The 19,488-nt window shown below is 51.4% G+C and carries 14 protein-coding genes; 1 reads left to right on the forward strand and 13 read right to left on the reverse strand.

Annotated elements, in window-relative coordinates:
- Positions 1 to 6 precede the first annotated feature (6 nt).
- From AC0YOB_RS20860 to AC0YOB_RS20885, 6 genes are all read right to left on the reverse strand, one after another.
- Positions 7 to 633, reverse strand: coding sequence for a Yip1 family protein (locus tag AC0YOB_RS20860; RefSeq protein ID WP_475794393.1), 627 nt, complete (start codon positions 631 to 633; stop codon positions 7 to 9).
- The gene (locus tag AC0YOB_RS20865; RefSeq protein ID WP_475794394.1) at positions 626 to 2,086 is read right to left on the reverse strand and encodes a hypothetical protein; all 1,461 of its coding nucleotides are present in this window, start codon (positions 2,084 to 2,086) and stop codon (positions 626 to 628) included. The genes AC0YOB_RS20860 and AC0YOB_RS20865 overlap by 8 nt, the downstream gene beginning before the upstream one ends.
- 16 nt (positions 2,087 to 2,102) lie before the next feature.
- Positions 2,103 to 2,963, reverse strand: coding sequence for a carbohydrate ABC transporter permease (locus tag AC0YOB_RS20870; RefSeq protein WP_475794526.1), 861 nt, complete (start codon positions 2,961 to 2,963; stop codon positions 2,103 to 2,105).
- Between the two features lie 17 nt (positions 2,964 to 2,980).
- Positions 2,981 to 3,937: a carbohydrate ABC transporter permease gene (locus tag AC0YOB_RS20875; protein WP_475794395.1), complete on the reverse strand. Its 957-nt coding sequence runs from the start codon at positions 3,935 to 3,937 to the stop codon at positions 2,981 to 2,983.
- Between the two features lie 17 nt (positions 3,938 to 3,954).
- Entirely contained in the window at positions 3,955 to 6,843 is a 2,889-nt protein-coding gene (locus AC0YOB_RS20880) for an extracellular solute-binding protein (RefSeq protein WP_475794396.1), read from the reverse strand.
- Positions 6,844 to 6,940: 97 nt separating this feature from the next.
- Complete coding sequence (locus AC0YOB_RS20885) at positions 6,941 to 8,377, reverse strand: extracellular solute-binding protein (protein WP_475794397.1); 1,437 nt, start codon at positions 8,375 to 8,377, stop codon at positions 6,941 to 6,943.
- A gap of 379 nt (positions 8,378 to 8,756) precedes the next feature.
- Here AC0YOB_RS20885 and AC0YOB_RS20890 point away from each other — a divergent pair, with 379 nt between their 5' ends.
- Entirely contained in the window at positions 8,757 to 9,518 is a 762-nt protein-coding gene (locus AC0YOB_RS20890) for a helix-turn-helix transcriptional regulator (protein ID WP_475794398.1), read from the forward strand.
- Positions 9,519 to 9,799: 281 nt separating this feature from the next.
- Here AC0YOB_RS20890 and AC0YOB_RS20895 read toward each other — a convergent pair whose 3' ends face one another.
- The 7 genes from AC0YOB_RS20895 to AC0YOB_RS20925 form a co-directional block, all read right to left on the reverse strand.
- On the reverse strand, positions 9,800 to 10,693 hold the full coding sequence (locus AC0YOB_RS20895) for an ABC transporter ATP-binding protein (protein ID WP_475794399.1): 894 nt from the start codon (positions 10,691 to 10,693) through the stop codon (positions 9,800 to 9,802).
- Between the two features lie 3 nt (positions 10,694 to 10,696).
- Positions 10,697 to 13,570: an ABC transporter permease gene (locus AC0YOB_RS20900; protein ID WP_475794400.1), complete on the reverse strand. Its 2,874-nt coding sequence runs from the start codon at positions 13,568 to 13,570 to the stop codon at positions 10,697 to 10,699.
- A gap of 46 nt (positions 13,571 to 13,616) precedes the next feature.
- Complete coding sequence (locus AC0YOB_RS20905) at positions 13,617 to 14,675, reverse strand: efflux RND transporter periplasmic adaptor subunit (protein ID WP_475794401.1); 1,059 nt, start codon at positions 14,673 to 14,675, stop codon at positions 13,617 to 13,619.
- Positions 14,638 to 15,375: an ABC transporter ATP-binding protein gene (locus tag AC0YOB_RS20910; protein ID WP_475794402.1), complete on the reverse strand. Its 738-nt coding sequence runs from the start codon at positions 15,373 to 15,375 to the stop codon at positions 14,638 to 14,640. The genes AC0YOB_RS20905 and AC0YOB_RS20910 overlap by 38 nt, the downstream gene beginning before the upstream one ends.
- A gap of 603 nt (positions 15,376 to 15,978) precedes the next feature.
- On the reverse strand, positions 15,979 to 17,511 hold the full coding sequence (locus tag AC0YOB_RS20915; protein ID WP_475794403.1) for a glycoside hydrolase family 43 protein: 1,533 nt from the start codon (positions 17,509 to 17,511) through the stop codon (positions 15,979 to 15,981).
- Entirely contained in the window at positions 17,504 to 17,647 is a 144-nt protein-coding gene (locus AC0YOB_RS20920; RefSeq protein WP_475794404.1) for a hypothetical protein, read from the reverse strand. Before AC0YOB_RS20920 ends, AC0YOB_RS20915 begins: the two co-directional genes overlap by 8 nt.
- 217 nt (positions 17,648 to 17,864) lie before the next feature.
- Positions 17,865 to 19,487 carry a response regulator transcription factor gene (locus AC0YOB_RS20925; protein ID WP_475794405.1) on the reverse strand — a complete coding sequence of 541 codons (1,623 nt, stop codon included), beginning with the start codon at positions 19,485 to 19,487 and terminating at the stop codon, positions 17,865 to 17,867.
- Position 19,488 lies beyond the last annotated feature (1 nt).

The following is a 19,488-nucleotide window of genomic DNA, read 5'->3' on the forward strand; positions in this document are numbered from 1 at the left end:
CCTTCCTTAGTTCCTCATGGCGATTTCTTGATAAATAACGGAGACGAAAGTCATAATCTGTTGGAGCAGGCTAAAAAACAATAAGCAGAGAAATGCCATGAAACCAATGGCGACGACCGTGAGCAGGATCGTTCCAATCGTCTTGCTCGGCGTGAATTGATGTACGGTCATATTTCCGACAAACAACAAGTACATGGACCACAGGACGGCAAAGCTGTTGCAGAAATAATAAAAAGTCGTCTCCTGCATTGAAATAACGTTGCTTAACCAGATCCATGGAAAGTTGATGATGACCATCGGAACGATCGCGAAGCAGGTCGACGTGAATATTTCGACGAACTTCCCTTCTCCGTCCATCAGCGTCGTAAGCGACCAATTGGCCACGCACCAAAACAAGACCGGCACGACCACGTACGTAATCTCCATCAGGCTGTTCATGTTGTCGGGATTATAAATATTGACCAAAAACCCGCTGTACTGGCTGCTCAGGACATTGGTCAAGACCATTAGCAGCAAGATCGCAAACGATAAAATCAGATTCAGCTTCTTGCTCCGTTCGTATTTCAGCTCCCAATAACCGTTAAAGGGATGCATGATAAGATATAAAGGATATTTAATGAGCTCTCTATTCAACCGAAACGCCCCTCTTTCTATCCAACATTTTCCGGTATGCCCGAACGAGCAGGTAGACAGCCGCTAGCGCGATAATGACGGTCATAATCGTGCCAAAGTGTTCTCTCAGCACTTGCTTGCGAAAGAGCAGGTACGCCTTCGAATAGTTTGGTTGGTCCAGGCTTTGCTTGAAATACCGCATCGCCCCGTCGTAGTCGCCTTGCCGGAGAATGGCCTTGCCGATGCCGGAATAAGCGAAATCCAGGTTCGCGTTCATGTTAATGGTTTGTTCATAGAGATGAAACGCTTTTTCTTCTTCGCCCCGGTAGTAGCTTCTGACCGCCTCGTTTAATGTCCGGCCGTATTCCGTCGTCTGGAACACCGTAATCTCGCCGAACGCCTTATCCAGAACCAGGAAATCGTCCCCCACCCGTTCTATGGCGACCGGCGTGTTGAACTCGCCCAGACGATTGCCTATGCCGCCGAACATGTACATGAAATGGCCGTCACCGTTGTAAGTGAAGATCCGGCCTTTCTTCGAATCGAGAACGGAGTAGATTTCACTGTCCGTGACATCGATATCGATGAGCCTGGAAGGCCCGACATCGTTCGAATAGCGAATGTCGCCTTGCGGACTGTAGTATCCGGTTCTCCTTAGAATATCGCTGCCTTGGGCATTCAGCTTCCGGATGTTGTCGCCCCATTCTCCGCTCGTCGCGTAGATGAAGCCTTCGTCGTTTATATCGAGGTTCGTAAATTCCGTCGGCGTGAACATAATCATCTGGCTTCGCTGCGCCTTCGTCGACAGCCTCTTCCAGAACAGCTCGACCGGATCGACCATAACGCGATTCGCGCCGATGAAAGACGTGAATGCACCTTCCGCGCTAAATTCCATCAATCCGTCGAATACGCCTACCGCCATGACATAGGTCCGCTGCGCCTTGTCCATGACGACCCGTACCGGCTGAAACTCGAAGTTCTCTTTCAGCAGCTCGGACTCAGGCTTCTCGATTACTTTCACCAATTGATGGTTCTGGTCGAGATGAACGACGCGTTTATTGCCCGTATCCGCGATAATAACGTGCTTCTGTTCGGTTATAAAAATGCCCTGTGGATTCAGGAAGGTATCGGCCTGCCCGTCGCGTTTGAAGGAGTCGATGACAGCCGTCTGTCGATAATCCCGGTCGAGCACGACAATCCGATTGTTACCGGAATCCAGCACGTAAATTTCATTGTCCGCCGTGACATGCAGATCGCTCGGATTGTTGAACGATTCTGTTCCTGGACCAGAGCCGTCCAACAAGATTGTCGCTTCGTATGCGGACGGTGATATGACAGTCTCGCCCCAGACGGAATAATTATAGGAAGCCCCGCCGTCTTGCGCATGCGTAATAGTCCCTCCCGCGCTCACGCCAAGCAAGCAGCAAACCGCCGCAAGAACACAAGCTCTTATTCTTGATCTGCTCTTCAACATCGTACAAGTCCCCCTTCTACTCTTTCATCCCGGAGGTCGCCATCGTCTGAATGACGCTGCTCTGAGAGATGACGAAGAGCGTAATCGGAACAATCATCAAGATCAGCGCGACTGCCGCTCCGACGCCTGCGCGGGCGATGCCGCCCGCCGTAATCTGACCAAGCGCATAATGAAGCGTCTTTAAGTTTTCGCTGTAAATGAAGTTGCCTCCATCGGTCCCCCATAATGCGGGAAACTGTAAAATCATGAGCGTTAACCATGCGGGCTTAACGTTCGGCATGACAATGGTCCAGTAAATCCGGTATTCGTTCGCTCCGTCGATCTTGGCCGCTTCCAGCAAAGCAGTCGGAATTTGCTCGATAAATTGCTTCATCAGGAACAGCCCTAATGGGAACGCGAGCGACGGAACGATAATCGACGCATGCGAGTTGATCCAGCCGAGCCAAGACATAACCATATAGTTAGGAATGGCCGTAACATGACCTGAGAACATAAGTGAAAGCACGACAATCGAAAACAGCGTCGTCGAGCCGGGAAAACGATATTTCGCCAGCGGATACGCCGCCGCGGAAGCAAGCAGGATATGTCCCGCAGTTCCGATAAGCGTAATGAGCAGCGTATTGGCGATATAGCGCGACAACGGTACCCAGGAATTGCCCATCAAGGCGACCAGGTCGTAGAAGTTATCCATTGTCGGATTGTTCACGAAGAAGCGCGGCGGGAAAATGAACAATTCGTCGAGTGGTTTGAAGGCGTTGTTCACCGCATAAAGCAGCGGCAGCGCCATGAAGGCTCCGAACACAGCTAGAAACGCGAACAAGATAAAGTTGACCGTAAACGAACGGTTCAGTCTCTTCGGCGTTCGGAAAGCGGCCATCAATCTAACGACCAACGTCACTCACCTACCTTTCTGAGCAATTTTTGCGTCACCTTGTTAGCTCCGATCATAATGCAGAAGAGTACGGTCGCAATCGCGGACGCGTAACCCATCTCGAACCGGATCGTGCCATAATCCATCAGATGCGTAACGATCGTATGCGCGGCGTAGTTGACGCTTGGGAAGCCCGCCAGCGCTACCGTAATGTCGGCAACCGCCAGTGATCCTGTAATTTGCATGACGGCGCCAAACAGCAATTGCGGCCTCATCGAGGGTAATGTAATGAACCACAGTTCTTGCCAACGGTTCTTGATTCCATCTACTGTTCCCGCTTCGATTAATGCCCTGTCGATCGTCTGCAGGCCGGCGATAAAAGCCAGGAAGCTTGTGCCCAGACTAAGCCAGAGCTGCACGATGATGACGATAGCAAGAATATAATGTTCATTCGTCAGCCATTGAATCGGTTCCAGTATAAATCCGAATTTAATCAGGAAACCGTTCAAGTAACCGTACCGGTCTCCTGAGAATACGATTAGCCAAATAAAGAACACGTTCCCTGAAATCGCCGGTGCATAAAAAATCAGCGTCATGAACGCCCTCACCTTCGGTGACAGCTCATTGATGATCCAAGCGAATAGAAAGCACGCAATGTAGCTGACCGGTCCGGTAATGACCGCAAACAAGAATGTGTTCTTCAGCGCAATCATGAAGATATCGTCGTTCAGAAATAGTCTCGAGTAGTTCTGCCATCCGACAAACCGCGGAAACTCGAGCATATTGAAATAAAAGAAGCTAAGGATTAACGAAAAGACGACTGGAATGACGGTGAAGGTAAAGAAAATAAGCATATACGGACTCATTAGAATATAGTAGTGCTTATTTTTTTTCAGTTCCGTCCACGCATGGGCCAATCTCGACTTTTTGTCCGGATGGATAAGGCTGGGCACGGCTTGACTGGTTAATTCGGCTTGCAATGGATTCCACCCCCAAACTAATACGGTAAATTGAATTCTTTCCTCTTGATCTCGATTTCGTCGTTAATGTAAAGTACGTAATCGTTCAATGCTTCCCGAGGGTTCTCGCTCGCGTTAACGACTTTTCGGAAGGCGTTGTCCAGATGTCGGCCGGTAAAGTAGCCGCCCGGTACTTGCGGAATGCCTCTGACCCATTCCCACTGGCTCGCCAGATTGTTGTAGTCTTTGACCGGCCAAGGCAATTCCTCGAGCGCCTCGACGTTGGCCGTCGGATAACGCGCAGCTTCACCCATCAGACCTTCCATCTCGCGTCCGTACGCGATTTGTGTATCCTTGCTGGTCCACCACTTCATGAACGCCCATGCCGCGTCCTTGTTATCGGCATTTTCCATCATCATGACGCCTGTCGTATGGCTCGCTACCTCATGATTCACAGTGCCGCCTTCCTTCTGCGTGCCTGGAACCAGCGTAAATTCCCACAGCCCTTTGATTTCCGGAGCCAAGACTGTCAACATATTGTACGTCGTATAATCCGCGATGCCGATCGGCATCTCGCCTGTACGGAACCGGTTCGGAAAATCCGCCAGCACCGGGAATTTGTAGTTCGTATAAAATTGAGTCCACTTCTTGAACATTTCCATAGAAATATCGGTATCGAGCGCGGTCTTCTTGTCGCCGTCCCGATAAAACTCGCCGCCGTTCTGGTAGAGCAGCATGGAGAAGGTCGCATTCGGAACCAGACTCGCGTTTGTAGCTTCGATCGGCATCCAAAATTCCATGTTATGCTTTTGAAGAACGGAAATCATGTTATAGATATCCTGCCATGTCTTTGGCGGCGCGAGGCCAAGCTCCTCCAGAATGTCCTTGCGATAGAACAGCATCGGGAATGATTGCTGCTCCGGCAGAGCATACACGCCGTCATCGAACTTATACGGAACGAGTCCGCTGTCATGGAAACGGGATGCGACTGTATCGAAATCGGCAAATTGCGTCAAGTCCGCCGCGGCGTCCCTCATTGCATAGTTCACAGGAACATCTTCGCCGATCTGCATGGCGACGTCTGGTCCTTCGCTGGCCAGCGTAGCCGGCAGAAGGATGTTGCCCGGCACGAGCCTCAGGTCTACTGCGATATTCGAATCAGGCGTGAAGGAGTCGTCGATTAAGCTCTTGAGCACTTGCGCCTGATCGCGCCCCGTTGTAATCCAAACCGTGATCTTGCTGTCTTGCTTCCCGTTCGTATTGCCGATGCTGTCGTAATCCTCGGTATAGGAGGCAAAATATGCGCCAAGCTCGTGCTTAGCCTCCTCGAAGAGAGTCGCTTCCGCCCTCGGCAGCTCATGTCCCGGTGAAGAGATGATCAGATAATCCAGTGCCAGCGGCTGCTCGCGAACAGTAAGAATCCATGTGCCGAGACCGCCGACATTGACTTTGAACGCGTTCAGTCGGGTGCCGACCGTCTCCGGATTTTCCGCCATTTCTTTCAGTTGGCCGACCATTGTATGCAGAACGGCGACCTTGTCGCTTAACTCTCCCGTCGATTGCTCCAAATAATCGGCCACGCTCTGGATGATGACGGCTTGTTCCTCGAACGTCTTAACCATATCCGGTATCCGCTTCTCCAATTGGTAATCGCGGAACGGATCTGGGGAATTCGACGTAATCATCAAAATATTTCTGTACATTTCGTTCAGCTGCAGCACGCTCGATTCGATCGTTCGAATCAAAGGAGCGATATCGCCGAGCGAAACCATCATCCGAATGCGATGCGTGCCTTTTGTCAAGTGGAACAGGTACGGTTCGTCACCGCCGATCACGTTCATCTTCCATTCCATATCAAAGTTAAAGCGAAGTCGCTTCATCTCCTGAAACGGATGTTTCCCATCGATGGTTAAGCTTCGTGTGGCGTAAACGCCTCGAAGCTGATCCTGCTTCTGCTTCAGTGCGATCTGATATAAACCGTCCTCAGAGACCTCGAACTCCCATTCGATCCATTGTCCGGGGAGCTTCCAGTTCAATCCGCCGATCGTATTGATTCTGAGCTTCGATACGTTGTACGGAACAACGGTCGGGCTGGATCTATCCGATAACGGATATAAAGTAGGCGAAGACTTGGCGACGGCATCCTCCGCTTGGATGAGAATGTACTGATCAATGGAGGGTTTGATTCCTTCGGCCTTGTGCTCGTTATTTAACTCTTGATACGACTTCAATGTATCGTCCTGGTACAGCTCAATATAATCAATTGCCACCGGTTCCCTTAAGGCCGTCAAGGAAATCGATTGCTGCCCGCTCTCGAAATAAAAGGAATAAGGCTCGTCATAATAACCATTGCGGTCAGTAAATGCGGCAAGCTGCCATACCGGTTTCTCTACCTGTCTAGGCCGAATTTCGTTGCCGCGGTCGTCTTTCTCGATCTCGTCCTGCCGATTACCCCATACCCGGTCAAATAAAAGGATGTCTGCGCCCTTATAAGGAATTTTCTCATTAATGGCAAATTGCCTTTCAATGGCAGAGCTCTTGCCTTCAATCGGCAAATAATGAATTCTTACATTGTACAGACCTGCATGCTCGACTTGCACATCCCAGCGGATTGCCCCAGTTTCCGGCGTGATTACTGCTTCGCCGTCCAGCCCGTCTAGGCGGTCCGAGATTTCGAATCCGACGCCGGTCGTTCCCGAGTAGCCCTCGCCTTCGATACGGATGACCTCTTCCGGCCTATTCGCAGCCGAGTGGCTATTCAAGTAGGTTTCATAGCTGTCTTCCCCTGCCGATGCCGTAACGGCGGTGAAATCCGCCATGGCCAGACTGTGATCGGACGAATCTGTAGGGTATAAAGCCCAAATAGACGATACCAGTACGGCGAGAACTAGTATGATTACGGCATAGTTCTTCTTTCTGAAGTTCAACTTTTCTCCCTCCTGCTGCAAGAGATTAAATTCAACAACAGTCCCCATTATAGAAGTAGTTTCTAAATGGGGACTGTCGGTCACACGCTATCACATGTTAAGAACCGTACACTTCGTCAATTGCCGCCTGGAACGTCGCTTTATACTTCTCGACGACGGTGGATACCGACACCCCGCTGTTCAACTCGCCGACGAATTCGTTGAATTTCAGATTGGGGAATGTGTTGTGGTCGAGAACGATCATGTTTGGAGCAACCAACTTGGCGTTGTTGATGTCAGCCTCATCCGTAAACAAGGTCTCATACATGCCCTGATCCGGATAATCATACATGGAATCGATATCGTTAATCTTCTCCCAGATATATAGGAGCTGCTCCGGATTCTCGACCGCTCTCGGAATCGTCAAGGCTTGGAATAGCGCTTCTGCGGAATGATAGGTTGTTGCATTCGGTCCCTTCGGAAAGGGAACAAAACCGAGCTCATAGTCCGGCATGTCCGTCTTGAAGCCGCCAAGCTCCCACAGGGCTCCCGCATACATCAGCGTGTTGCCTTGACGGAAGAATTGGCCAGGCTCCGTCCAATCGCCGCCCTCAGTAGGTCTGGCAACTTGCTCAGTTGCCAGGCGGGAAACGAAATTAAGCGCATCAAGCGTTGCGGGATCCTCCAGATTTTGCTTTTCCCCCTTGGTGAGTCCCGTATTGTTGGAATAAAGGGCTTGATCCATAAGCGACGGATTCGCTAGCCCCCATGTATCGAGCTTGCCATCGTTATTCGTATCCTTGTTTGCCTCTTTGGCAACCTGAGTAAACGTTTCCCAATTCCAGTTGTCTTCGTTCACATATTCTTGAAGCGGTTTCAAGCCCAACTGATTCATAAGCGTGCGATTGTAGAAGATACCCTGGACCAGATTGGCTTGACTCTCGCTGAACCCGTACCCTTTGCCCTCATACTGGTAATATTCATTGGTGACCTTCTGGTTAAATGCCCTAGAATTCTTTGTATACTCATCGATTGGCCATAACAGGTCTTGCTTCACAAGCGTTGGCACCGTATATGTTTTGCCTAATCGGACGATATCCCCAATCGGCTCGCCCGCCAGCAAGGAAGCGGTGACCTTCTGCTGGTATTCGCCGTAATCGATAGCAATGTATTCTACTTTAAAATTATGCTTCTCCATTAAAGCGTCCAGGTTTTTCTTGCGCTGGATATTGTCCGGATTGTCCTCCGGAATCGTCATATCCCACCACGATACGATTTTAATTGTTTTGCCGCCCAGGTCGAAATCCATCTCCGGCGTGCTGCTCTCGTCCTCCTCATTGTTTACCGCCGCGTTGTCTGGCTTATCGGTCTCGCCGCTGTTCATTGCGTTGCTGGTTCCGGTGTTATTACCGGTGTTGGTGCCGGTGTTGGTGCCGGTGTTGGTGCCGGTGTTGGTGCCGGTGTTGGTGCCGGTGTTGGTGTTGGAACCGCCGCTGCATGCTGCGAGAACGAGAACCATGGCGAATAACAGAAATATCATGTTACGGATCCGCATGACTTAATCCCCCTTAAGGTTTATGAACACAACAAAAGTGTAGCGCTTACATAATGCAGCAACAACCTGTTGAACGCGAGGTATTCTACCCGTCTAATTATAGGTTGAGAGCTGACGTTTTCGATTCCGAACCGACTTGTAATGATAAGTGGTAAACAACTGTTTAGGATATAAAGAAAAGCACATTGTTAATCATTCGTGTATTTACCATAATGAAAGCGTAATCAATGAGGGGCATAAGGGAGGGGGCCGACGTAACGCGAATAATTGTTAATCATTTGTTTAATCAACATTTTGTTATTTGACATAATGAAAGCGTAATCTTTTTCAAGCATAAAGGGGACTTGACGTGCCGCGAATGCATTGGGAGGTAAACATTGTGTATAAGATACTGTTAGTCGATCTGGATAATCAACCTGTACATAAGACACGAAATTTGATGGATTGGAGCAGTATGGGATTTGTCTTGGATGGTTATGCCTGCTCTTCCGGAGCCGCCATGTCTTTATTCACCAAACATCATTTCTCGCTGATTGCGATTCATATGAATGGCTATCATGAAGAAGGAATGGAACTTTGCGGCAAAATCCGCTGCACAAGCCGCGTACCGATTATTCTCATCGGCGGGGGCACGGACTTCCAGCTTGCAAGAAAGGCGATGTACTATCAAGTCAGCGACTATTTGCCCGACCCTTTATCGACCGAAGAATTAACCGCAAGTCTGCAGAATGTAAAGCAAACGCTTGACTTAGCCCCGCAAGCGGAACAGTATACGCAGCCCTTGTCCTTATCGGAAAATGATCCTTCCCCGCAGGCCAACGTCATCGATAAAGTAAAGGAATACGTGGAGGAAGCGCTGAAACAAAACATCACCTTGAAGGAAATATCCAATATATTGCACTTTAACTGCTCTTACCTGGGACAGAAATTCAAATATCACGAGAACATGACCTTCAACGAATACCTGCTGCAAAAGCGCATGGAGAAAGCCAAATCCTTGCTTGAACAAACCGACATGAAGGTTTATGAAATCGCTAACGAAGTCGGATACACCGAAATGGATTGGTTCTACAAAAAATTCAAGTCGTACACCGGTGTAAGCGCTAACGAGTACAGAAAGATGTCCTCATTTACGGCATAAATTCGCATGCTGAGGATTATTATGGAAATCCGCTTGCTTAGTTCAAACGAAGCAAGCGGCCGTTTTAATTTGTATAATTTAGAAGTTTCTTATTAATGTAAACCGGTCACTTCGTTTCCCTAAGCTTAAGCCCCGAATGGGCAGCCAAGACAGAGGCTGTCAATATTTCATTGCCGCCTCGCCCTGCCAGCCCTGCCCGCTCCTTCGATTTCCCTCAAATATTCGGGTAGCTTTGCCCGATTTACCTTGATGCATCGATGCCGCCGAACGCGAAGCGGGCGTCAGCCCGTCTTACTGGCCTCCGGCGGGTAAAGAACGATACGGCCGTCCTCCATCTCCACTCGAACTTTGTTGCTGTCCCTGAAGCCCTCCAGGTCAAGGTACCCGGAGGGGATCTGCAGCCTTCCCGCCTTATCGACAACGGCATACTCCACATGGCTTACAGCCTCGTACCGGGCGTTCTCCGCATCCAGCAGCGCAAGCTCCTCCGCATGCGATACCCGGCGGATCATCTCCGCCGACGTCTTGCCGTCGCGGATCTGAACGACTCGGTCCACCTTGCGCGCCAGCAGCGGATCGTGCGTCACAATAACAATCGTAAGGCCGATCGTCCGGTTCAACGTACGGAACAGCTCCAGCACCTGATTGGACGTATTCGTGTCCAGCGAGCCCGTCGGTTCGTCAGCTAGCAGCAGCCGCGGTTCATTCGAAAGGGCGATCGCGATCGCAACCCGCTGCTGCTCCCCGCCCGAGAGCTCGCTCAGCCGGTTCGTCATCCGGCGGCCGAGTCCCACCGCCTCCATAAGCTCTGTCGCGCGCGCACGCCGGCGGCTGCCGCGCAGCAGCATAGGCAGCTCAACGTTTTCCCGAGCGGTCAGGTAGGGGATCAGGTTCCGTGCATTGTTCTGCCATACGAACCCGACCGTATTCCGTTTATACTTCACCAGATCCTGCTCTCCAAACGTAAGCAGATCCTTGCCGTCTACAAACAGCTTGCCGGCTGACGGCTTGTCGAGTCCGCCCAGCATGTTGAGCAGCGTTGACTTGCCGCTGCCGGAATTTCCGATGATGGCCATTAGCTCGCCAGCTTCGACATTCATATCGAGACCTTGCAGGGCTACGACCTCGAGATCCGCCGTTTTATAGATTTTAACGAGACCTTCACATCGAATCATAAGTTACTCCTCTCCCAGCTTCAGCGCTTGGGAAATCCTGGTCCGCGACAGGCGATAGCCGAGAATCACCAGGCCGGTCGTCAGCATGGTGCCGACGATGCTGTAAAGCTGCACATAATCACTGAGCTGATTCGTAATCTCGAACGGTGGCACTTGATCGGTTGACTGCAACGACAATTCGAACAGGGGAACAAACATTTCGCTGGTCAAGTTGCCTATGATTACGCCGATAATGACGGCCGCTCCCGAGGTGAACAGCTGCTCACTGACGAGCATCCCTATAATTTGCGTGAATGGAATACCCATAGCCCTCAGTACTCCGTATTGGAGTGTCCTTCCCGACAGGGTCAGCACCCAGAAGAGCAGGAAACCGAAGAAGCTGATCAGCATGGAGATCACGAAGCCCAGTGTCATAACGCCGTTGATCGCGAGCCGGAAAGGATCGTTCCTGGACTGGATCAGCTCTTGCTTCGCATCACGGAGGTCGGTAACCGGTACTTTCTTCTCTGCCAGCTGGTCGTATACCGCCTGACTGGAAACACCGTCCTTCAGTTTGAGCCATACCTCATAAGGCTCAACCGCAAGCCTGTTCTGGATCGTGCCCAGATGGCCGACGATCAGATGTGGCTCCGCTGCCTCTTTGTCTACCGCCTCGACGACCGGAAGCGGATTCCAGCTCGGCCAGTAGTCGATGACACCGTAGACGGTGAACTGTACCTGGTCGAGACCGTCCCAGGAGACGCGAATCGGATCGCCCGGTTTGAGCTTTGTCGCATCGGCGAGTGAGCGAGAGATCAGCACCGCTTTCGGATTCAGCGCCATCAGATTCAAATAGCTGTTGATGGGGTATTCAAGCAGCCCGTTCTTCATCCAGGCTGTGTTGCCGAAATCCATCGTATCGATGCCGAGCAGCATAGTCTTGCCGGTCTTGCCGCTGCCTGATGAACTGAACCTTGCCCCTTCCTTCTTGAACACTTTTGCGACCTCCACCACGCCTGCCAGCTCCTGAAACGGCTGGAACGGCGGTTCGGTATACTGAACCCTCCTTGTTTCCGTAGAACCTGCTTCAGTCTGCGGCTGCTGCTGGGAGCCGGACAGCAGCGGAGGCGGCGCATCGCTCTCCCAGCGCGTCGTAACCGCAATGTCGGCGCCGATCGCGTACTGGATTTTGCTCTCCACGTTATCATTGATTGTCCTTGCTGCATTCGCGCTGAAGAGACCCGTTGCGACCGTCATAATCAGAAATACCTTGATCGTCAAATATTGCCCGGACGAGCGGCTGATTTGAACCAATGTATTGTAGAGCGCCGGCGACCACCATCTGCGTCCCGCCAAGTAAATGAGACGGATGAGCCACGGATACACACGCAGCACGAGCAGTCCGCCGCCGAGCGCGAACAGTGCCGGCATCAGGAACAGCATCGGATCAAGCTGCAAAGCGTCGGAATCGAGCGCCAGCCGCTTCAAGTCCTCCTGTCGTTTATTGAAATTGTATAGGAGATAGACCGCCAGGCAGACAAAAAAAATATCGAGCCCGGTCTTATGCCAGAAAGACATCTTGTTCAGGCGCGCCATCTGCTGCTTATGTCCCACGATGCTCGTCCTTGTTGCAAGGAAAGCCGGAATCAGTATGAGCACGATCGCTGTACCCACGGCAATCGCCGCGATCCTATAGGCGGTGCTGGTCAGACTGATTTCAAGCGCCGATCGCTGGACGAACTCCAAGAAGCCGCTTGAGGCGCCAAGCACCTTTGTGAACGCAACGCCGAGGAACGGTCCGGCGACCAGCGCGAACAGACCGAGCAGCGCGTTTTCCACCGTGTAGACCGCCATAATTTGCAAACGGCTCGCTCCGCGGCTGCGAAGAACGGAGATTTCAGTCTTTTGACGTTCGATAATAAGATTGGCGGCCATATACAAATAGAAGGCCAGCATCAGCATGACAGGAGAGTAAAGGGACAGCATCATCACGTCGAGCTTCGCTTGTTTTCCTTGATAAGACGCCATCGTCTCGACCGCCGGGACGTTAACCTCTTCCACCCCCAGCCGTCCCCGAAAATAACGCCGGATGTCCGTATTGGCCTTGATGAATTGATCGATACTGTCAACGCTCAGCTGTTTGTAATTCAGGGCAAAGCGCCATTCAAGGTCGGTTAGCCTTGCTCTGCCGCCCTTGGTAAATTCGCGCTCGAATTGCTCAAACGGAATAATAAAACCGTCTTCGGCCTCTGTCGTCAAATACGGCAAATACGGGTCGGCCACCGTGTCTGTCTCGATGATGCCGACCGGAATGACACGGAAGCGGAGCTTCTCCCCTTCCGGTGATTCCGCCACTAGTTCTTCCCCGAGACCGCGTTTGGTTGCGAAAAGAAATTTCTGCGTCACGAGCGCTTCGAAGACGCCATCCGTTCGGTCAACCGGCAATCGGCCGTCGATCAGCCGCACGCGCTTCTCCGCCTCGGATAAGGATTTAAAGCTGCCCGCCGTTTTTTGCGACTGTTTCTCCTGCTCCGAGGCGTCGGCACCGTACACCTTCATTTTTTGTGTAAACCGCTGCTGGTAGAAGGACAGCGCCGAAAGACCCGCCCTGCCTGGAATCGTATGCACGAACTTGTCAGCCCGAGCAATCACTTCAGACGCCTCCTTATCCATCTTAGATGAAGATACGGTCGTGCTGATCCGGACAAAGCCCGGATAAACGGCGTCCCGGCTCTGTACCAGCTGGAGCTCCTTCAACAATGTCCGCTGCAGGATGGCTTCAGAATATAGGGGCATGGAACTGAACAAGGCCACACATACGGTAAGGCCAAAGCACAGATTCAGCTGCAGCCATTTGTTATTTGCCATTTTGCGGAGGATCATCGTCCATAAGGCCATATGTACACCCCAATTCTCTTGCGTCCGGATAATCCGGGCATTTGGTTTAATTGTTCAGGATCACCTGCTGACCTTCCTCCAGACCGCGGACGATCTCCACCTCGGTCGAAGTCGTTAATCCTGGCTCGACGTCGACCTCCTTGCGGCGATCGCCCTCCGAGACCTGAACATAGCTGCGGCCCATATAGGAGCGAATCGCCGAACGCGGCAGCACAATGACGTTCTCGCGCTTCTGAAGCTCGATCGTAAGCTCCGCGCTATGACCGATCTGGACACCATCAGGCTCATCAACAATGCCGATAATAATGGTCACCGAATTTCGTTCGGCCTTCGTTTCGTCAGCTGCGAGGGGCACGTTAGAAGGCGATTGCAGCACCTTCCCTTTATAATCCTTGCCCTTATACTTCAAGCTTACGGGCATTCCCGCTTCTACCGGAAGCAGGTCCTTCGTATTTGCCGCAACATAAGTGAGCTGCATCTTTGACGGATCCGCCACGGTTACAATCGATTGGTACGCGTTAATAGAGTCGCCCGCATTCAACGATTCGACGAAGGTGACAATCCCTGTGATCGGAGAGTGCAGCTGCGACTGGTCAAGCCGTCTCTCCATCGATTCCACCATCATCGTTTCCCGCTCCATGTCAATCTCCCGGAGTCTCAGCTCGGTTTCGTGCGCGCCTGCATCCCGTGCCTGCTTGTATTGCAGTTGCGTACGCTCTACATTCAGCCGCTGGAGACGTATCTGAAGCTCTAGATCGCCTGTCTCCAACTCGACTAGCAGGTCGCCTGCCTTCACTTCTTGGCCGACCGTCACGTTGATGGATTTCAACCGCCCGCCGGATTCTTTAAACGAGAGCGCATCCGTGCTCGAGGACACGAAGTTTGCCGTTCCTTTGAGGAACGTCTGAATGCTTCCCTTGGCTGCGACCACGATATCCAATTCTTCCTCTGCCGGCTGGACGAGCGGCGGCTGAAGCGCCTCGTTCTCCAAGGGAAGCAGCGAACAGCCGGATAGCGCTATTGAAGCGACGAGTATAACGGTCATATACTTGACGAGGGGAAGCCTTCTAAACAACGAATAATTCATGCGTCGTCTGCGGTACAATTTGTCCATCCTCCAATGCGATAACGTAGTCGGCAAGCTCCATAATGCCCGGGTCGTGCGTCGTTAGAACAATCGTCATGCCGGACCGTTTCACAAGATCACGGAATACACGTATGACCTGCAGTCCCATCTTGCTGTCCAGCTCCGCGGTCGGCTCATCCGCGATCAACAGCGCAGGCTCGTGGGCTATCGCGCGGGCGATCGCCACGCGCTGCTGCTCGCCGCCGGACAGCTCCGTCGGCCGGTGCTTCATCCTTTCCCGCATGCCGACGCGTTCCAGCGCCCGCTCCGCGGCCTCGCGGTTGACTTTGACGGGGGTACCCGCGATACGCAGCCCGAACTCCACGTTCTCATAGGCGGACATCAGTGGAATCAGACCGAACGATTGGAACACCAGACCGATCTCCTTGCGCCGCAGAGCGCTGCGCTGCGCGCCGGATAATCCGGTAATCTCCTGTCCCCGGAGAAACACCTGCCCTTCCGAAGGCTCGTCAAGCGTACTTAGAATATTCAACAGTGTCGTCTTGCCGGAACCCGACCGGCCTTTGAGCGCCACCATCGATCTGGCGGGTATGGCCAGATCGATGCCCGCCAGCGCGGTAACGGCGGTATGGCCTCTACCAAAGATCCGCTTAATGCCTGATGCCTTCAGGATCGTTTCGCCGTTTGCCTCTTTCTGTTCCTCTGCCTTCGCAGCCATCGCGCTCCCCTCCAATTCGTAAACAGGTCATGCTGTATAGACATATCAGCACATACTTTACAAATATTTAAAGCCGATTCGGTTCTATCTCACATAATTTTAGCGCTTTCATTTCGCGAACAATACCTGTTTGTTTCTTGTTTAATCACCCTTCAAATGATAGTTTTGCTGATAAAGAAAGACCGCCGTCCCCTTAACCTGATGGCCTGGACCGCGATCTTCATTATGCCCATACGAGTGAAGCGTACTTTCAAAAAAAGAGAAGACCCGGCCATTCGCCGAGTCTCCCATTGCTTGCGCGGCCTGTATCAGCTATTTGTGCTCAAATATGAGGCTTTAGCGGGAGGTTTTCCTTCTACGTACGACATGCAGATTGTGGAAGGTTGCGGTCGTTTCGAAGTAAGCGTAGTCTTGTTGAATATAAAATGTCTCGTGTGTCTACAGGTTTATTGTCATTACGGTGAAAAACCTGCGCTTGAGTACGAGTTAGGCAACAGTTAATTGCAGTTCCTACGAATGAAACAAAGCGTTGCCGTTTAGCATGGAGGGGCCCTGGTGAATCAAAACTTGTAATTCTGCTGATTGGTTACTTACATGTTCGAATCAAACCGCTTCTTGGCTAAACTGCCAGGAGCCAAGTTCAAACAACTCCGTACCGGGCTTTCCTTTAAACACAAAATAGAGATCATGAATACCATCGGCGCCCGAGACTTCCGTTATCGACTCGGTCCACCCGGTTGCCGAAGGCACGGCAAGCGTCCCGATCAGCCGTCCTTCCGGATCGTCCAAGCGCAGCTCCATGATGCCGCCCTCCTCGCCCGATACCAATGCCGTAAAGGAGGATGCCCCGCTGCCGAAATTCACTTTTGAAACCGCGGTCCAATCTCCGGCATGAATGCCGGTAACAGCCAGCTTCGCATAAGCTTGCCCATTGTCGTCCATCAATCGCGGCTGCGTGTTAACTCCTGCGTTCCACGCCATCGTCGCAGCTTCAACGCGAGCGTACGGATTGAAATCCTTGATTTGATAAACACCCTTCATGTCTGCGGCGATCTCCTGGATAGAACCGTCCTCTTTTAAGTGAACCTGATTCAAATGAGTCGAACGGTAGCCCTTAGGCACACCCATCGCTTTGGATAAGGTCTGCGCATGGTAAGCAATGTACCAGGCGTCATGGAATTGAAATATAACGTGATGGTTATTGCCGCCAACCCCGAAGAAGTGTCCGGGATTTTTTAATATAGTTCCCTGATACGTCCATGGACCCATCGGCTGGTCACTCGTCATATAGGCAATTTCCCCGGCCGGTGGACTTCCTTCCGGACGGACGCCGTTGTAGAAGTTCGAGCAGTAGGTATAGTAATAAACGCCTTTGTATTTATTGATACCGGCATCCTCGAACATATAAGGAGCCGGGATTGCCGCCGCTTCGCCGACAACGCTGATCATATCGTCGCCCAGCTGCATCACGCGCGCGGTATTCGGCATTTCATTCTTTCCTTCCGGAACGCCACCGCCATAGTAGATATAGGCTTTGCCATCGTCGTCTACCAGCACGGCAGGGTCGAACAGCCAGGTCACGCCTGCAGCGGAGGGCATGTCTCTCGATATAAGGGGCTTCCCGATCGGGTCCACCCACGGGCCGATCGGACTGCCGCTTGTCAATACGCCGATGCCGCTGGCATTATTGGCGAAATATAAAAAGTACTTGTCTTCTCCGTTAATGACTTTATGTGCGGCTGCGGGCGCCCACGATTGCGTCGCCCATTTGGCCGCGCCTTCCGGGCCTGCGGCAGCGATCTCGCCGTGATCCGACCAGTTCACCAGGTCATCCGTGGAAATAACCGACAGCTTGTTAATGTTGCCGTATGTATTGTCTTTGACAATGCCTCCCCCGTCATATTCCAGCACATCGTTCGTATTGTACAGGTAGACGCGATCCTTGAATACCAGCGCATATGGATCAGCGCCGAATTTATGGGAGACGACCGGGTTGCCGTTCGGAGGAAGCTTCCCGACCGCCTTGGCAGGCGGAGCGCAGGTCGCTTTGGCAGCGTCACCGCTAACGTCGTACGATGCCGTTTTATTGTCGGAACAACCGATTTCCAAGCTATTCATTTTAATTTCTTCATTCATGACTTGTGTCAACTCCCGATTCAATTTTAATCTGATCGTCGCCAATTCCTTCGCCGCCTGGGAATTCATCGATTAATAGGCTAAAATCATAAGCGGTTCCCTTTTCTTTACTAGGCACAACAGCGTCTTCTTTCACGCCTCCTGCCCTTATGCTCGCCTCCTCTTCCGATATGTAAAAAGTGTATAGCTTGCAGCTCGAGGCAGCAACCTGCCGATTGCTACATATTACCCGGCAAGTTATAGGTTTTTAGGGTGTAGACATAAACAAAGCCTGTTGTGACAAATCTGACGCCAACCAGTAATCGGAACGCAGCTTCGAGCCGGTTGCTGATTGATTAATGACTATCGCTTGTCTACAAAGTATCCCGGTATTCCTGAGGCGTCAGTCCCGTCGCCTTTTTAAAAAAACGGGTAAACGAGTGAGCCGCCTCGTAGCCGACGCGCAATGCCACCTCCCGCACCTTCAGATCCGGGTCCTTTAGAAGCTCCTTCGCTTTTTTTAACCGGCATTTATCAATATACTCGGATAAATTAATCCCACGTTCCTGTTTGAAAAAACGGGATAAGTAGGACGGATTAAAATAATGGATTTCCGCTAGCCGAACCAGCGACAGATCCTCGCTTAAATGTTCCTCAATAAATTGGCATATCCGTTCGACGATCTGGGAGGCGCGGTCCCGTTCATCCTTACGCTTGAATTTAAATATCGCATCCGCGATTTGTTTCAGATAGAGGAAGCCTTCTTTCATGGAGGCATGATCATCCAGACGCATCAGCGTTCCGTGATCATCAATGTAACCATGCATCCCTAAGCGATTGATGTAAGAGAGAAGGACAAGTGCGATGGAATAATACGCTTCAATCGTTCTCTGGACATTGCCGTTTGGATTTAAGGCGGACTTCGACAGCTTCTCCAATTCCTCGAAGTACTCCGCTGCCCTGTCCGCTTCAAGATGCGCTGCCATGATCTCGGCTTTGTGGCTTAACACAAAACCTTCTTTCATAGAGCAGACAGCAAGCGGGTCGGAACGGTCCACCATTATCATGGAAATACCGTCACCGATCTTTAACTGCTGCAGCTGACGAAGCCTCTCGTATTGCTGGTTTACATCTCCCCATTCACAGTTGCTGCCGCTTATGGTAAAGCCGATTATCACACCCAGCGACGCCAGACACGCTTCTTGAATCAGCTCCAGCGTTCCTTCCAAATAACGGATTAAGTGATTGTTGAACTTCTCCTCGGAGTGCAGCGACGACTGAAGAAACCATACGATGTCTCCGTGCTTATCCACGATTCCAATGCTTCGCGTCTGCTCGGTAAGAAAGGAGTTCCATATGATTCTGGACGAAGCTAGGATTTCGTTTCTCTCGGCATAAGCCGTCCCCGCCGGAAAGGATAAGCGGCCGAGGGCCAGCACAACCGGCGCCTTGGGATCCATGCCAATATTTAATGTGTTGAAGTCTTTAACCAGCGTCTCCTGACTCTCCTCATAAACATGGCTCTTCTGCAGAAAATGTCTAAAATACTCACCCTGCGCCATATATTCAAGCGTATCCTTCTGTTCGCGGGACTGCTCTGCTAACTTATTCATTTGAATGCCGTGATTTAATTCCTGGATGACCTCTTGCACGGTTTGGGTTACCTTCGCGAACCCTTCCGTCTTCAACAAATACCGGACATTTGGCATTTGAATGGCTTTATAAGCATAGTCGAACTCGCTGTATCCTGTGAGAAAAATATTTCTGCATCTTGGCCAAAAAGTTAGAATTTCTTCGGTTAATTCCATACCGCTCATCCCCGGCATGCGAATATCGGTGAGTACGATATCGATTCGCGTGCGCGACATCCAATTCAACGCTTCCTTGCCGGAATAGGCTTTACAAATATCCAGCGTTTCCGGCATGAGCTGATTAAACACTTCGTATAGACCATCCGTAATAATTTCCTCATCATCGACGATCAAAAGTCTATACATC

The organism is Paenibacillus sp. JT31N17, from assembly GCF_056269255.1.

Bases quoted from the DNA above. Each gene is read 5' to 3' on its own strand.
- AC0YOB_RS20865 (WP_475794394.1), bottom strand. From the start codon at position 2,086: ATGTTGAAGAGCAGATCAAGAATAAGAGCTTGTGTTCTTGCGGCGGTT.
- AC0YOB_RS20900 (WP_475794400.1), bottom strand. From the start codon at position 13,570: ATGGCCTTATGGACGATGATCCTCCGCAAAATGGCAAATAACAAATGG.
- AC0YOB_RS20895 (WP_475794399.1), bottom strand. From the start codon at position 10,693: ATGATTCGATGTGAAGGTCTCGTTAAAATCTATAAAACGGCGGATCTC.
- AC0YOB_RS20885 (WP_475794397.1), bottom strand. From the start codon at position 8,377: ATGCGGATCCGTAACATGATATTTCTGTTATTCGCCATGGTTCTCGTT.
- AC0YOB_RS20915 (WP_475794403.1), bottom strand. From the start codon at position 17,511: ATGAATGAAGAAATTAAAATGAATAGCTTGGAAATCGGTTGTTCCGAC.
- AC0YOB_RS20910 (WP_475794402.1), bottom strand. From the start codon at position 15,375: ATGGCTGCGAAGGCAGAGGAACAGAAAGAGGCAAACGGCGAAACGATC.
- AC0YOB_RS20870 (WP_475794526.1), bottom strand. From the start codon at position 2,963: ATGGCCGCTTTCCGAACGCCGAAGAGACTGAACCGTTCGTTTACGGTC.
- AC0YOB_RS20925 (WP_475794405.1), bottom strand. From the start codon at position 19,487: ATGTATAGACTTTTGATCGTCGATGATGAGGAAATTATTACGGATGGT.